This is a genomic window from Saccharopolyspora sp. NPDC050389, from assembly GCF_040655595.1.
GTDB lineage: Bacteria > Actinomycetota > Actinomycetes > Mycobacteriales > Pseudonocardiaceae > Saccharopolyspora.
In genome coordinates, this window is record NZ_JBFAKG010000159.1 from 1 (window position 1) to 13,669 (window position 13,669).

A 13,669-nucleotide genomic window follows, 5' to 3' on the forward strand; every position below is an offset into this window, starting at 1 on the left:
GAGTCTTTTGGGCTGCTATAGCGACCCAAAAGACTCACGGCCCGAGCACCTACGTTCGGGTTGGTGACGAACACGGCTGCCGCCGTGACGCCGCCGATGCGCTTCCCGGTGATCCCCTGCCCGGCCAGGTACAGCCATCCCGCCGCAACGACGAAGCAGGCCATCGAGACGACGCTGGCGCACCAGTGCGGGATCGCGCGACCGCGATGCGCTCCGCAGAGTTGGGTGACGACATGTTCCGGGTTCCGAATCGGCGCGATCGGACATCACTCCCGCTGGCGCTGCGCTCGACCGCGCTTGAGCTGGCGAGAACGCCAGCTTCCGGGCACCGGACCCGAAACCGCAACCAGGACAGCCCGACCGCATGCAACTCGGCGGAACCGCGTAATCATCGGCGCGAAAAGCCCTCACACGCCTCCCGCGGCGGGTCATTTCACGCGGATTCCAGAACCACGCCCAATTCCCGATGACATCGATCGGCCCACTTCCGGGCGGCCCTGCGCTCCAGACTGTCGGCGCAGCTCCGAGGCCTGGCGGCATTCGGAGTCTGCTACGCGGCAACGGCGCTGGGACTGTGCCTGGTGCAAACGACGACACCGGACAGGTGGCTGGAACTGTCGGCACTGCTGGTCTTCGGAGCCGGTGGAACGGTCCTGCGATTCGTAGCGATGAACCGCTGGACGAGCCCGGCCGACCCGTGTGTACTTTGTGCTGCTATAGCAACACAAAGTACACACGGCACCTGACCAGCCACAACGACAGCACCGGAACTCCCACTCCGGCACGGGATTCCGAATTCTCTCCGCACATCGCAGCGCGAGCGCGATGATGTCGTCATGATCAACCGCGCGACGCCGCCACGAACTCCGGCACTTCGAGCTCTGTCTCCCCGTGCTATTTGGGGAGGCGGCGCCTTGCTGCTGGTGATCGGCCTGGCCTCGGGCTGGATCCTGCTCAGCACGGTCGGCAGCGAGAGCCCGGGGGACCGAGCTCGACTTGAGGTCGTCCGCACCGCGATAAGCATCGTCGCGGGTGTCGGCGGCGCGACTGCTCTTCTCCTTGCTGCCAGGCGGCAGCGGACGAACGAACTCGCGCTCTTGGAGACCAAGCATGACGCGGCGGAGCGACGAACCACTGAGCTCTACAGCGCCGCCATCGAACAGCTTGGCTCGGACAAAGCCGCGGTACGCCTTGGCGGCCTCTACGCCCTGGAACGACTCGCCCAGGACAACCTCGCGCACCGGCAGACGATCGTCGAAGTGATGTGCGCCTACTTGCGCATGCCGCTGGCCGAAGTCGACGAAGCTGTTCCAGCGGAGGGCCTGGAACTGGCCACGCTGAAACAGACGCTTGCCGAAGAACGACGCGTGCGCCACGCCGCCCAGCACATCCTGTGCAGCCATCTCCGCCTGAGCAAAGACGGCTCCGGCAAGCCGACCAACAGCAAGTTCTGGCCGGACACGGACCTCTACCTGGCTGGGGCAGTGCTGCGCCACTTGAACTTCAGCGGCTGCCGTGTCCGCTCAGCGGTGTTCAGCAACGCCACTCTGGAAGGCTCGGCAATGTTCGACGGCGCGGTCTTCGACGGTGCGGCGAACTTTGTCGGAGCCAGCATGGACCACGCCGTGCTGCACGGCGCAACGTTCCGAGGTCCTGCGCTGTTCAGCCACGCCAGCATCATGGACGCGCTCTTCACAGGTGCTCGCTTCGCCGGCCCGGCGAGGTTCGACAATGCCCGCCTTGAAGACACCGACTTCAGCGGAGCGCGGTTTGAAGGCCTAGCGTTGTTCACGAACGCGGCCACCGAAGACACGATCTTTGCACAAGCCATTTTCGGTGACTCGGCGTTGTTCCCCCGAACGACGTCGGCGAACTTCGAAGGAGCAAGAGCTCGAACGGATCTTGAACCGCCCATCAGATGGCCAAGCGGATGGACCTTGTTGGCCTCTGCCGGAGACGACGGCAATTCAGCGATCCCAGCAGCGTGGGCCACGGTGGCCCGAAAGGACCTGTCTTCGTGAACGGTCGTGTTGAGCGGCGCCGACCAGACCTCGCGGAGCAACCGAACACCAGTGTGCCTTCAGCCGAACTGGTCGGATACACCGTTCTTGAGGCGTTTCATCCATGAGTCGACCTGGGCGCGGGTGAAGAGCAGGACACCAGCCTCGGGAGTCTTGCTATCGCGGATCGCGACCCGCCCGCCGTTCGTCCATGTGGCCTCCGCCGCCTCCGCCGCCTGACTAGCTGCTCTTGCGCCACCTACCGGGACGTGACGCAACTTGGTCGAGCATCTTTTCGCGCTCCTTGACCGCACGTCATTGTGTGGCGTCGGCGGAGGAAGCCCGGCGTGTCTTCAGTTGGGGCAGTCATATCTCGGGCCGCGTGGGCTGGGCGAGTCCGTCAGTGATCGGGGAATGAGTGAAGGGCACGTTCACCGAGCAACTCGGCGAACGTGCCCTTCGTGTTTTTCGTCAGCAGCAGCGGGAGCCGGGAGTTGCGTCTTGGCGGTCGATGTGGCGTCGCCAGAACTCCCGCTCCTGCAGCGGTTGCTCGTCCGGGTGGTTTCGGCGGTGGTGTTCCAGGTAGCGCTCGTAGGCGTTCTCGCCGACCACGCCGCGCACGATCTGCCAGGCCGTGCGAGCGGACTCGCGCAGCCTGGCCACGATCGTGCCGGTCATGTGTTCGCCCCGGCCTTTTCCGCTCCCGCCTTTCCGGCCGACTCCAGCTCCTTCTGGATCTGTCGTTCCTCGGCCGTCGGGATCAGCCCGGACGGGGCGAACAGCTCCGACTCCACGTGCGGGACTTCGGTGTCCGGCAGCGGCGCGCTCGCGCGCAGCGCCTTGATCCACACCCGGACCGCGTCCAGCAGCACGATCACGATCAGCAGTGCGAACAGGATGCTCAGCACACCGTCCACAGTGGAGTTGACCACGACCTTCTGCATCTCCTCGACCGTGTGCGCCGAGCCCTTGCTGGTCTGGCCCGCGTCCAGCGCCGCCTGGTACGCCGCGCGCTGGGCGAAGAAACCGATCTTGGGATCGACGGAGAAGATCTTCTGCCAGCTCGCGACCAGCGTCACCGCCGCGTCCCAGGCCAGCGGGATCAGCGTCACCCACGCGTACTTCGCACGGCCCGTCTTGATCAGGATCGTGGTGGCCACCGCCAGCGCCACCGCCGCCAGCAGCTGGTTGGCGATGCCGAACAGCGGGAACAGCTGGTTGATGCCGCCCAGCGGGTCGTTCACCCCGGCCCACAGGAAGTAGCCCCAGGAACCGACGATCACCGCGCTGGCGATCCAGTTGCCCGGCTTCCAGCTGACGTCGCCGAAGCGCTTCCAGACGTTGCCCACGGTGTCCTGCAGCATGAACCGGCCCACCCGGGTTCCGGCGTCCACAGTGGTCAGGATGAACAGCGCCTCGAACATCACCGCGAAGTGGTACCAGAACGCCTTCATCGCGTCGCCGCCGATGACCTGCGAGAACACCTCGGAAAGCCCGACGGCCAAGGTCGGTGCGCCGCCGCTGCGGCCGACCAGCGTGCTCTCGTCCACCGCGGCCGCGGCCGCCGCCAGCTCCTCCGGGGAGATCTGGAAGCCGATCCCGGCGACCGCCTGCGACGCCGACTGCAGCGTGTCACCGAGCACCGCGGATGGCATGTTCATCGCGTAGAACAGGCCCGGCTCGATGATGCACGCCGCGGCCAGCGCCATGATCGCCACGAACGACTCGGTGAGCATCCCGCCGAAGCCGATGATCCGGACCTGCGACTCCTTCTCCAGCATCTTCGGCGTGGTGCCCGAGGCCACCAGCGCGTGGAAGCCGGACAGCGCGCCGCAGGCGATCGTGATGAACACGAACGGGAACAGCGAGCCCGAGAACACCGGGCCCTGCCCGTTGAGCGCGAAGTCGGTGATCGCCTCGGTCTTCATCATCGGCATCGCGATCAGGATCGACACCGCGAGCAGCACGATGACGCCGACCTTCATGAAGGTGCTCAGGTAGTCGCGCGGCGCCAGCAGCATCCACACCGGCAGCACCGAGGCGATGAACCCGTAGGCGATCAGCGCGAAGGTCAGCTGGTTGCCGGAGAGCGTGAACATCCCGGCCAGCGCGGAATCGGCGACCCAGCTGCCGGCCACGATGCTCAGCAGCAGCAGCGCCACGCCGATCACCGAGACCTCGATGATCTTGCCCGGGCGCAGGTAACGCAGGTAGAAGCCCATGAACAGGGCGATCGGGATCGTCATGCCGATCGAGAAGGTGCCCCACGGGGAGCCCTTCAGTGCGCCGACCACGACCAGCGCCAGCACGGCCAGCAGGATGATCATGATGGCCAGCACCGCGATCAGCGCCGCGATGCCGCCGACCGGGCCGATCTCCTCGCGGGCCATCTGCCCGAGGCTGCGGCCGTCGCGGCGGGTGGAGAAGAACAGCACCACGATGTCCTGCACCGCGCCCGCGAAGATGACGCCGACGATGATCCAGATGGTGCCCGGCAGATAACCCATCTGCGCGGCCAGCACCGGGCCCACCAGCGGGCCGGCCCCGGCGATCGCCGCGAAGTGGTGTCCGAAGAGCACCCGGCGGTCGGTCGGCTGGAAGTCGGTGCCGTTGTTCAGCCGCTCCGCCGGCGTCGCACGGGTGTCGTCGACCTTCAGCACCCGGTAGGCGATGAACCGCGAGTAGAAGCGGTAACCGATGGCGTACGAGGCGAGCGCCGCGAACACCAGCCAGGCCGCGGAGATCTCCTCGCCGCGGACCAGCGCGATGACGCCCCACGAAACGGCGCCGACGATCGCCACCAACGTCCAGGTGACGATCTCCTTGGGACTCATCCTGCGTTTCCGAGCCGCCCCACTGCTCGGCGCTGTTTTCGTAGCCACCGTCCCCGGACTCCATTCCCGCGCTCGCGCTGTGCAACACGACTGGGCACAGCAGACACGAGGATCAGTCCGCATGTCCCGAATGTCCAGCCCGATGCATGGAAGTAACCAGGATGTAAGCCACGCCTGGTAACCGCGCGCGACAAGGAGTTGTGAGCCCCTCCGGGCCGCTGTGACGACCCGGAGGAATCACGGATCAGCCGTGGCGTTCCGCGAGTTCGGCCATCGCGTCGAGCCGGCGCAGAGATTCGTCGCGCTGGTGGGTCGGAAGCAGGAACAGCGCGCGGTCCACTCCGGCCGCCGCGTAGGACTCCAGGACCGCCGGATCGCGCGGCGCCGCGAAGACCGAGACCGGCACCCGCCAGCCCGCCCGGTCGCGCACCTTCGGCACCAGGTCGCCGAGGTCCTTGGTGCCGCCACGGGGCAACCAGCCGCCGCCGTACTCGGCGATCCGTGCGATGGCCCGCTCGCCCTCCCCGCCGACGTAGATCGGCGGATGCGGCTGCTGCACCGGCTTCGGCCACGCGTAGATCGGGTCGAAGTCGACGTGCTCGCCATGGAACTCGGCCGCCTCCTTCGTCCAGATCTCCCGCATCGCCCGGATTCGCTCGTCCATCAGCGCGCCGCGGGTCGCTGGATCGGTGCCGTGGTTGCGCATCTCCTCGCGGTTCCAGCCGGCCCCGACCCCGAAGATCACCCGGCCGCCGGACACCAGGTCGAGGCTGGCGACCTCCTTGGCGGTGGTGATCGGATCGCGCTCGATGATCAGCGAAATCCCGGTGGCCACCAGCAAGCGCTCGGTGACGGCCGCGATCGCGGTGAGCGAGACGAACGGATCCAGCGTGCGGTAGTAGACGCGGGGCAGCTCGCCGCCGCCCGGATAAGGCGATTCCCGGCTCGCCGGGATGTGCGTGTGCTCCGGGGCGAACAGCGAGTCGAACCCGCGGTCTTCGACGGCCTTGCCCAGCTCCGCCGGGCCGATCCCTTCATCGGTGATGAAAGTGGTGATCCCGAACTTCATCAGCGCCTCCAAGAGCTTGTTTCCGGGCTCGCTTTGCGTGGCGGTGCGGGTCGCGGCCCCCCTGCGGGAGTTTCTGCGGTCTTCTCGCTGGGGGATCCCCGGCTTATGTATGTCCAATTACGTCGTGTCGGGGCTGTCCTCGCTGGAAGAACCCCGGAGGGGTGGGCGCCGTGAACCCGCGGCGGTGCAAGATGCGTAGGTGGGCTAAGCGGCTGCGCCGCTTCAAAACCCGCCCTACCGCACCTGACACCAACATCCCAAGCAGCCTCCTAGCCGTGCGGCACAACAGGCCTACCGCGCCGGTTGGCCGCCAGCAAGAGCTCTCAGCCGGTGAACGGTGCTTACCCCGGTCGCGCGGGGCGGTAGTGCAGTGGGCCTGACCGGGCGTGATCCATCTGGCGGCAGGGCTGGCAGAAGCCGCCACGAGATCATCATCGGCGGGCTCGCCGGTAAACTTCGCCGCCGTTGGGTGCAGCCGATTGATAACGAGTGGAACCCGGCCGCAACCATGGAGGGGGGCTTGAGCGTCGTGCAGATATGTGACGGTGTCGATCGCATTGCCCGTGACCGCCTGGCCGGGCGACGGGCTGGCGGCAATGGATGAACTGACGAGCAAGCTGACTGACCTCTACCAGGAGCATTACCGGCAACTGCTGCGCATCGCGATCCTGCTGGTGGACGACCGCGCCACCGCGGAGGACATCGTGCAGGACGCCTACGTGCGGGTCTTCGACTCCCGCACTCGGCTGCGCGATCCGGACAAGGCGCTGGCCTTCCTCCGGCAGGCGGTGCTCAACCGGGCCCGCTCGATGCTGCGGCGTCGGCTGATCGCCAAGAAGTACCAGCCGAAGCTCGCGGTCGAGGACAGCCAGCCGGACGACACGGGCCGCGGGGTCGATCGCGCGGTGCTGGCCGCGGCGCTGGCCAAGCTGCCGCGTCGGCAGCGGGAGGCCGTGGTGCTGCGCTACTACGCCGATTTCAGCGAAGCTCGCACCGCGGAGGTCATGGGCTGCAGCCAGGGCGCGGTGAAGTCGTACTGCTCGCGTGGCGTGTCACGACTGTCGGATCTGCTGGGGGAGCGGGTGTGAAGGACGGGAACAGCACACGGGACGTGGACCTGCTGCGGGCGCAGCTGCACCAGTTCGTCGAAGACGTCGAACCCAGGCCGGACGCGCTGCCGCGGCTGCTCGCCGGCGTGCGTCGGCGGAGATCGCCACGCCGCCCGCTGCTCGCCGTGGTCGGCGCGGCGGCCGTTGCGGCGGCGGCGTTCGTCGTGGCCATGCTGGCGATTCCCGGCCAGCACGACCCAGAACCGGTCAGCGTCCGGCCGGACAGCTACCTCGCCGCGCCCGAACCCGGCGTGATCGCCGCCTTCGACGTGCTGTCGGGCCGGGAGGATCGGGAGGTCGCCCGCGTCGAAGGCGCCGACACCGAGGTCCTGGCCGCCGACCACGACCGGATCTACACCGTGGTGTCCACAGCGGACGGGCGCCGGGTCGTCGAGGTGAACCTGCAGGGCGGGCAGCGGGTGCTGCCCGGCGAATTCGGCGACGGCAGGCTGCTGACCGCGGGCGGCGGGCGCGTCGCCTACCTGGACGGGAACGCCGTGGTGGTCGTGCGCGGCGAGAGCCGGCAGAGCATCGCAATCCCGCCCGAACTGCGGGTGCACGACCTGGCGCTGGCCGAGGACGGCCGGCTCGCCGTGCTGGCCGGCGAGCAGGGCAGCCGCCAGGCCGTGGTGCTGCTGCTCGCGCCGGACGCCAACTCGCTGGCCGGGCACGTCGAGGCGGTGCCGGATGCGGCGTGCGGGCCGGTGGCGATCGCCTGGTCCGGGCCCGACGTCGCGACGTTGCAACCGGTGGACTGCGACGGCGGGCAGGCCCGGGTGGCCACCTTCGCGGCGAACAGCGGGCGGAAGATCGGCGCCGGCGTGCCGTTCCGGACGCCACCGCTGACCGCGGGCGAGGCACGGCTGTCCGCGGATCCGCTGGGCCGCTTCCTGGTGTCCACCGGGAAGCAGGGACAGTGGCTGGTGGACGGTTCGGTGATCCGCCCGATCCCGCCCGCCTGCTCCGGCGCCGGAGCGTGCGCGCCGGGCCCCGGCACGTTCTGAAACCGATCACGCTCCGCAGCGCGGACACGCCCCTGATCTGATCAATGCCGGACTTGATCATCGCAGCGGCCGGACGATCGGCAGCGGCTTTCCGATGCCGAGGACAGGGGTGGACGTGCAGGCGCAACCACGGGAACTGCTGCGGCTGTACCGGGCCGCGCTGGACCGGCCGAGGTGGCAGCAGGTGCTCGCGTTCGCGGTGTCGCTGTGGACGCTGGCCTGGATCATCGGCCAGTTCGTCACGCCGGAGGACGGGCCGACCGCGCTGGACGTGCTGGGCAGGCTCGCCGCCCGGCTCGGCCTCACCGGCGGCGAGTGGGCCGAGCGCATCACCGAGACCTGGCAGACCAGCGGTGGAGGTTTCGCGCTGCTGGGCGGGCTGCTGTGGGCGGCGACGACCGAGCGCGGCCAGCTGCCGGCGCTGCTCGGCTGGATCGCGGTGATGCTCGGCGCGGAACGGCTCGGCTACCAGCCGGCGATCCTGCTGGCGGTGGCGACCATGGTGGGCTTCGTGCTCGTGCTGTGGCTGGCGGCGCTGACCAGCGACCGGTTCGTCGACCGGCGGACCACGTTGCTGCCGCGCGACGTGCTGCGCGCGGGCGTCACCGCAGCGGCGCTGGCGGCGGTCGTCCCGCTGTTCGCGCCGGCGCTCTTCCTGGCCCGCCTGGGAAATCCGTACCTGACGAAGGCTCCGCGGATCCTCTCCGCGGATCGCGCACCGGCCCGCGGCGGCTGGTCCAGGATCCCGGAACAGGCCAAACCGGCCGAAGCCCGCGAACCGGAGCAGCCGTGACCGAGGCCGCGCCGGTGCGTCACGGCTGGGGAGTGAGGCGGAGGCCGCGTTCGGCCAGCGCGCGGAGACCCGCGTCGTCCGGGCTGGAAGACCGCTGCCGCCACACGGTTTGCACGATGCGCACCTGGTTGCCGTTCTGCTGCACGGCCTGCGCGGCGTTGTCGAACCCGTCGGGTCCGCCGGGCCAGCCCTTGCCGTCGGCGATCAGATCCGTGACGCCGCCGGTGCCCGCGGTGTCGGCGATTTCCCGTAGCTCGCTCGCCGCCTGCTCGTCGGGCAGTTCGACGATGGCCACCGAGACGGCGGCCGACCGCCCCGAGACCTGGGTGTCGAACACCGCGCGGGTCAGGCCCCGGCACGGCCGTTGCTCGAACCAGCGCTGCACGTCGCCGAACGAGTGCTGGTCGCACGAGGCGTCGCGAGCGGCCACCTGCTGCGTGAACTCGATGCCGTCGGCCCGCTGGACCGGCGGCGTCCGCGTCGGCGGGCTGGCGGCCGGCTGGCCGAGCGTCAACCACGTCCCGACGACGCCGAAGATCAGCACCAGCACCGCAGCCGCCGCGATCAGCTTGCCGCGCGGCGTGAATCGCCGCGCCGCCGCGCCGGCCGCGGGCCGGTCGGTGTACTTCGGGATCAGCATGGTGTCCGCAGTGGCCAGATCGGTGGCCCCGGACTCCGGGAAGCCCTCGGCGATCAGCTCGGCGGGGCCGAGTTCGCAGTTCTCGTCGAGCACCCGCAGCAACTGCCGGGCGGGCTCGACCGGGCAAGGCAGTTCGTAGGTGGCCAGCTCGCGAGCGGCGGCGAGGATCGAGGTCGTGTTCGGCGACACCACCCGCACCCCGCGGTGCAGGTCGGTGGTGGGCTGCGTGACCTGCCCGGCGTACGGGCCGACCACCACGACCGCAGCTACCGGCAGCGGCTCCAGCCCGCGCGACTGCAGGCTGCGGGCCAGCGCGGCGGCCGATTCGAGCCCCTCCAGCCCGGGATTGACCGCGCCTTCGGTGCGCACCAGCGGCCAGCCGTCGATCGTCCACGGGATCTGCAACGGCGCGTCGACCTTCAGCGCGGGTTCGGGAAGGTCGACCCCGAGCACCACGACCACCCCGCGCGGCAGCACGATCACCGCGTCCAGCGGCCGGGGACTGCCGGGCGGGCGGCAGCCGAACACGGCGACCCCGCCCAGCACCGAGACGCCGGCGCCCCACGCGGAAATGGCCGCCCGGATGTCGGCGCCGACCTGGGTCGGTTCCGCACCGAGCCGCACCAGTCGCATGACGACCTCCAAGATCCGGCGGGCACCGCACGTTCGTGCAGAGACGTTAGTCGGGGTGGTCGAGTATTGTCCCGGGGTTTCGACTTTCGTCCGATCGAGTGGTGTCCACCACTCGTCCGCCGCCGTCGCGTTGGTGCTTTCGAGCTAGCGCGAAAGCCCGTGACAACGCCCCGGATCTGCGATTACCGCTATTCGGGGCAGTCGCCGCCGGGTCGGTCCGGCGGCGCCACGCGCCCGCGAGCGCGTGGCGAAAGACATCGTTCTGGTGGCGAAGCACTCCGCCCGCAATGCAGAATGGCGCCGCAACTGTTGATCGCCAAGTACGCGAGGTCGTAGGGGAAGACGTCCCTCGTCGAACAGCGGAGGTCAGCAGTGAGCACCCGTGGCAGCGACCGTGGCCACACCATTGGTGTGGTCTACGTTCACTCGTCGCCGTCTGCGGTCTGCCCGCACGTCGAGTGGGCGATCTCTGGCGCACTCGGCATTCGGACAGAACTCCGCTGGACGGCACAACCGGCAGCACCAGGGCAACTCCGCGCGGAGTGCAACTGGTCAGGCGAGCCGGGCACCGGCGCACGCTTGGTCACCGCGCTGCGCGCGTGGCCCATGCTGCGCTTCGAAGTCACCGAAGACCCCAGTCCAGGGGTGGACGGGCAGCGGTTCTGTCATGCGCCCGGCCTGGGCCTGTGGCGGGCCTGCACCAGCGCCAACGGCGACATCATGGTCAGCGAGGACCAGCTGCGGACTCTCGCGGCCAATGCCAAGGGCCCGGAGGCCTTCGGCCACCGCGTGGACCAGCTACTCGGCGCCGCCTGGGACGACGCCCTCGAACCGTTCCGCCGCGCCGGCGACGGCGCGCCGGTGACCTGGCTGCACCGGGTGGGCTGACGCGCGCGGGCCGTTATCCCGGATCGCCTGCTCGCCTCGATCTCGGTGTGAAAGGCTTGGGGCGTGCGTTCTTGGCTGAAATGGGGTATTCCGCTCGCGATCGTCGTGCTGCTGGGCGCGGCGGGCGGTGGCGTGCTGCTGTCGCAGTACGTCTACCGCGATGCGTTCCTGGCCCAGCGCTCCGACGCTTCGCCGGAGCCGGATGGCAAGATCACGTCGCCGCTGGGCATCGTCTACACCCCAGATGCCGCGATCCATCCCGATCAGCCGAATGTGCAGGCCCTGCTGGACAACCACTTCCGCTCCATCAACGACCGCAGCTACGACCTGTGGAAGTCCACAGTGGTCCCCTCGAAGTGGCTGGAACTGCCGAAGGACAAGTGGGTGGACAGCTACGGCACCACCCGCGACTTCGGCTGGACGGTGCAGCGGATCGATCCGGGTCCGGACGGTTCGCTGCTGGTGATGCTGACCTTCATGAGCAACCAGGCGCCGGAGGACGCGCCGCCGCAGGCCAAGTCGACGTGCGTGACCTGGAACGTGGTTTACCCGCTGGTGCTGGACGAAACGCGCCAGGGCCTGCGGCTGGACACCAGCAAGCTGCCGAACAGCGCCCTGTTCAAGCCCTGCAAGTAGTGACCTCGGCCCGCGATCACACCCGGGCCTCGACGCGGCGGTGATCCTGCGGGCTGACCTCGAACTGCCGCTTGAACGCGTTGCTGAGCGCGAAGGCGCTGCCGTAGCCGACCTGGCGGGCGACCGAGGCGATCGTCGCATCGGACTCCCGCAGCAGGTCGGCCGCCATGGCGAGCCGCCAGCCGGTCAGATACTTCATCGGCGGCTCACCGACCAGCTCGGTGAACCGCCTGGCCAATCCTGCCCGCGACACGCCGGAGCGCGTGGCCAGCGATTCCACCGTCCACGGGAACGCCGGGTCGTGGTGCAGCAGTTGCAGGGCCCGGCCGACCACCGGGTCGCGGTGTGCCCGGTACCAGGCCGGGGCCTGCGCTTCGGGGCTGGCGAACCACGCGCGCAGACTCGCGATGAGCAGCAGGTCGAGCAGCCGGTCCAGCACCGCTTCCTGACCCGGCGAATCCTTGCCGATCTCCGCGGCCAGCAGCTCGACGAGCGGAGAATCCAGCGAGCCCTGGCGGACCACGACCAGCGCGGGCAACGCGGTGAGCAGGCGGCTGCTGATCTCGCCCGCGCCCTGGTACGTGCCGATCAGCATGTTCGTCGACGCGTCCAGATCCGTGCCCCAGGTGCGCACGCCGACGTCGGTGAGGTCTCGCAGCGGTTCGCCGGACGGCGCGCTGCAGCCCTGCCCGGGGTGCACGACGACCTGCCAAGGAGTGCTCGGGTCGTCGGCGACCGTGTAGGCGTCCGGGCCCCTGGCGATCACGACGTCACCGGGTTCGAGCCGCACCGGCTCGCCGGCGTCCGGCACCGCCCAAGCCGACCCGCGCACCAGGGCCATCAGGGTCAGCGGCGCCCGGTCCTGGATTCGCAGCGACCACGGCGGATCCAGGGCCGCCCGGAGCAGGAAAGCCCCGCGGGCTCTCGGGCCGTCCAGCAGGTTCGCGAGCGCATCCACGAGACGATCTTAGACGATTAATTATGGAATCGATCCATTGAACTATGGGGCGTCTCGCCGATTTCGGTTTGGCTTGAGTCATGTCAGAGAAAGCGCAGAATCCAACACTCGTCCTGGGTGGCACCGGCAGGACCGGCCGCCGCGTGGCCGCGGGGCTCGCCGCCCGGGGCATCCCGGTGCGCATCGGGTCGCGTTCGGCGACGCCGCCGTTCGACTGGGACGACCGCAGCACCTGGGAGCCGGTGTTGCGCGACGTCGAATCGGCTTACGTGAGCTACCAGCCGGATCTGGCGATCCCGGAGGCCGCCGAGGCGGTCGGCTCGTTCGCCGAGCTGGCGGTGCGCAGCGGAGTCCGGCGCTTGGTGCTGCTGTCCGGCCGCGGGGAAGTCGGCTCGCAACGCGCCGAACAGGCGGTGCAGGACTCCGGTGCAGAGTGGACGGTGGTGCGCGCGAGCTGGTTCCACCAGAACTTCAGCGAGGACTTCCTGGTGGAGACCGTGCGCGCCGGCGAGGTCGCCCTGCCGGTCGACGAGGTGGCCGAACCGTTCGTCGACGCCGAGGACATCGCCGAGGTCGCGATCGCGGCGCTGACCGAGGACGGCCACGCCGGTGAGGTGTACGAGGTGACCGGCCCGCGGCTGCTCACCTTCGCCGAGGCGATCGGTGAAATCGCCGCGGCGACCGGCCGGGACATCAAGTACCTGCCGGTGACGGTCGAGCAGTTCTCGGCCGGGATGACCGAACAGGTCGTGCCGGCCGAGGTCGTGGCGATGGTGAGCCACCTGTTCACCGAGGTGCTGGACGGCCGCAACGCCCACCTCGCCGACGGCGTGCGGCGGGCGCTGGGCCGCGAGCCCCGCGACTTCCGGGACTACGCGAAGCGGACCGCTCCCACCGGCGTGTGGTCGCAGGTCCACTGAGGACGAAAGAGGGCCACCTCCCGGAGGAGGTGGCCCTCTTCGCCGAACTCAGCAGGTCACAGCGGGATGTTGCCGTGCGAGCCGCGGCCCGCGGGGGCTGCGGCGAGCGCTTCGGCGATGCGGCGGCGGGTGGTCTTGGGGTCGATGACCTCGTCGACCACGCCGATCGACATCGCCCGGCCGAC

Annotated in this window: 13 protein-coding genes; 7 read left to right on the forward strand and 6 right to left on the reverse strand. The window is 69.4% G+C overall.

What is annotated here, in order from left to right; translation table 11 throughout:
• Positions 1 to 923: 923 nt before the first annotated feature.
• Positions 924 to 2,021, forward strand: coding sequence for a pentapeptide repeat-containing protein (locus tag AB0I53_RS47345; protein ID WP_358617206.1), 1,098 nt, complete (start codon positions 924 to 926; stop codon positions 2,019 to 2,021).
• Positions 2,022 to 2,080: 59 nt separating this feature from the next.
• Here the strand turns inward: AB0I53_RS47345 and AB0I53_RS47350 are convergent, their stop codons facing one another.
• From AB0I53_RS47350 to AB0I53_RS47365, 4 genes are all read right to left on the reverse strand, one after another.
• Positions 2,081 to 2,314, reverse strand: coding sequence for a DUF397 domain-containing protein (locus tag AB0I53_RS47350; protein ID WP_358617177.1), 234 nt, complete (start codon positions 2,312 to 2,314; stop codon positions 2,081 to 2,083).
• Between the two features lie 157 nt (positions 2,315 to 2,471).
• The gene (locus tag AB0I53_RS47355) at positions 2,472 to 2,678 is read right to left on the reverse strand and encodes a YbdD/YjiX family protein (protein ID WP_358617180.1); all 207 of its coding nucleotides are present in this window, start codon (positions 2,676 to 2,678) and stop codon (positions 2,472 to 2,474) included.
• A complete protein-coding gene (locus AB0I53_RS47360) occupies positions 2,675 to 4,834 on the reverse strand; it encodes a carbon starvation CstA family protein (RefSeq protein WP_358617183.1) in 2,160 nt (719 codons plus the stop codon). The genes AB0I53_RS47355 and AB0I53_RS47360 overlap by 4 nt, the downstream gene beginning before the upstream one ends.
• Before the next feature lie 244 nt (positions 4,835 to 5,078).
• A complete protein-coding gene (locus tag AB0I53_RS47365; RefSeq protein ID WP_358617186.1) occupies positions 5,079 to 5,903 on the reverse strand; it encodes an LLM class F420-dependent oxidoreductase in 825 nt (274 codons plus the stop codon).
• 545 nt (positions 5,904 to 6,448) lie between these two features.
• Here AB0I53_RS47365 and AB0I53_RS47370 point away from each other — a divergent pair.
• The 3 genes from AB0I53_RS47370 to AB0I53_RS47380 all read left to right on the forward strand — a co-directional run bounded on the left by AB0I53_RS47370 (position 6,449) and on the right by AB0I53_RS47380 (position 8,809).
• On the forward strand, positions 6,449 to 6,991 hold the full coding sequence (locus tag AB0I53_RS47370; protein ID WP_358617189.1) for a SigE family RNA polymerase sigma factor: 543 nt from the start codon (positions 6,449 to 6,451) through the stop codon (positions 6,989 to 6,991).
• Positions 6,988 to 8,016: a hypothetical protein gene (locus AB0I53_RS47375; RefSeq protein WP_358617192.1), complete on the forward strand. Its 1,029-nt coding sequence runs from the start codon at positions 6,988 to 6,990 to the stop codon at positions 8,014 to 8,016. The genes AB0I53_RS47370 and AB0I53_RS47375 overlap by 4 nt, the downstream gene beginning before the upstream one ends.
• A gap of 94 nt (positions 8,017 to 8,110) precedes the next feature.
• A complete protein-coding gene (locus AB0I53_RS47380; RefSeq protein ID WP_358617194.1) occupies positions 8,111 to 8,809 on the forward strand; it encodes a hypothetical protein in 699 nt (232 codons plus the stop codon).
• A gap of 19 nt (positions 8,810 to 8,828) precedes the next feature.
• Here AB0I53_RS47380 and AB0I53_RS47385 read toward each other — a convergent pair whose 3' ends face one another.
• Complete coding sequence (locus AB0I53_RS47385; RefSeq protein WP_358617196.1) at positions 8,829 to 10,082, reverse strand: hypothetical protein; 1,254 nt, start codon at positions 10,080 to 10,082, stop codon at positions 8,829 to 8,831.
• A gap of 372 nt (positions 10,083 to 10,454) precedes the next feature.
• Here AB0I53_RS47385 and AB0I53_RS47390 point away from each other — a divergent pair, with 372 nt between their 5' ends.
• Positions 10,455 to 10,970 (forward strand): DUF3145 domain-containing protein, encoded by a 516-nt coding sequence (locus AB0I53_RS47390; RefSeq protein ID WP_093271552.1) that lies wholly within the window; start codon positions 10,455 to 10,457, stop codon positions 10,968 to 10,970.
• 63 nt (positions 10,971 to 11,033) lie between these two features.
• A complete protein-coding gene (locus AB0I53_RS47395; RefSeq protein ID WP_358617198.1) occupies positions 11,034 to 11,606 on the forward strand; it encodes a hypothetical protein in 573 nt (190 codons plus the stop codon).
• Positions 11,607 to 11,622: 16 nt separating this feature from the next.
• On the opposite strand, the gene AB0I53_RS47400 is transcribed toward AB0I53_RS47395, so the two are convergent.
• Entirely contained in the window at positions 11,623 to 12,564 is a 942-nt protein-coding gene (locus tag AB0I53_RS47400; RefSeq protein WP_358617201.1) for an AraC family transcriptional regulator, read from the reverse strand.
• 80 nt (positions 12,565 to 12,644) lie between these two features.
• Here AB0I53_RS47400 and AB0I53_RS47405 point away from each other — a divergent pair, with 80 nt between their 5' ends.
• Positions 12,645 to 13,484 (forward strand): NmrA family transcriptional regulator, encoded by an 840-nt coding sequence (locus AB0I53_RS47405; RefSeq protein ID WP_358617204.1) that lies wholly within the window; start codon positions 12,645 to 12,647, stop codon positions 13,482 to 13,484.
• The last annotated feature ends 185 nt before the right edge of the window (positions 13,485 to 13,669 follow it).

Coding starts and splice junctions, on each gene's coding strand:
- AB0I53_RS47355 (WP_358617180.1), bottom strand. CDS start 2,678: ATGACCGGCACGATCGTGGCCAGGCTGCGCGAGTCCGCTCGCACGGCC.
- AB0I53_RS47360 (WP_358617183.1), bottom strand. CDS start 4,834: ATGAGTCCCAAGGAGATCGTCACCTGGACGTTGGTGGCGATCGTCGGC.
- AB0I53_RS47365 (WP_358617186.1), bottom strand. CDS start 5,903: ATGAAGTTCGGGATCACCACTTTCATCACCGATGAAGGGATCGGCCCG.
- AB0I53_RS47380 (WP_358617194.1), top strand. CDS start 8,111: ATGCCGAGGACAGGGGTGGACGTGCAGGCGCAACCACGGGAACTGCTG.
- AB0I53_RS47385 (WP_358617196.1), bottom strand. CDS start 10,082: ATGCGACTGGTGCGGCTCGGTGCGGAACCGACCCAGGTCGGCGCCGAC.
- AB0I53_RS47405 (WP_358617204.1), top strand. CDS start 12,645: ATGTCAGAGAAAGCGCAGAATCCAACACTCGTCCTGGGTGGCACCGGC.